The organism is Micrococcus sp. Mcc28, from assembly GCF_024519775.1.
GTDB lineage: Bacteria > Actinomycetota > Actinomycetes > Actinomycetales > Micrococcaceae > Micrococcus > Micrococcus luteus.
This window is the reverse complement of record NZ_JALJRH010000041.1, coordinates 1-542: the sequence shown is the minus strand read 5'-3', so window position 1 is coordinate 542 and position 542 is coordinate 1. Positions and strand designations below refer to the sequence as shown.

The window sequence follows — 542 nt, the reverse complement described above, 5'->3', positions numbered from 1 at the left end:
AGCCGTGGGGGCCCGGCCAGAAGAGGAAGAGGAAGGGGAGAAGGAAGAGAGAGAGAAGAAGAGAGGAAAAAGGGAGAGGAGAAGGAGAGGGGAAGGGGAGGAGGAAGAAGAAAGAGAAGAAGGAGGAGAAGAAGGGAAGGGGAAAGGGGAGGGAGAAAAAGAGGGGGAAAAGGGGAAGAGAAAGGAAGGGGAGGGAAGAAGGGGAAAAGGAAAAGGGAGGGGAAGGAAGGGAGGAAGGGAAGAAAGAGGAGGGAAGGGAGGGAAAGAAAGAAGGAGGAGAAGAGGAGGAAAGAAAAGGAAGAGAAGGGAGGGGGGAGGGAGGAGGAGGAGGGGGAAGGAAGAAGGGGGGGAAAGGAAGAGAAAGAGGGGAGGGGAGAAGGAAGGAGAGGAGGGAGAAAGAGAAGGGAAGGGAAGGAGGAAAGAGAAGGAGAAGGAGAGGGGAAAAAAGGGGAGGGAAGGGAAGGGAAGGGAAGAGGAAAAGGAAAAAGGAAAAGAGGAGAAAAGGGAGAAGGGGCGGGCCGAGAGCAGGGAGCGAGAGCCCG

At 55.7% G+C, this 542-nt stretch carries 1 protein-coding gene; it reads left to right on the top strand.

Annotated elements, in window-relative coordinates; genetic code table 11:
• Positions 1–542: hypothetical protein (locus NR073_RS11385; RefSeq protein WP_256748836.1), on the top strand; the 542-nt coding region annotated here is incomplete at both ends.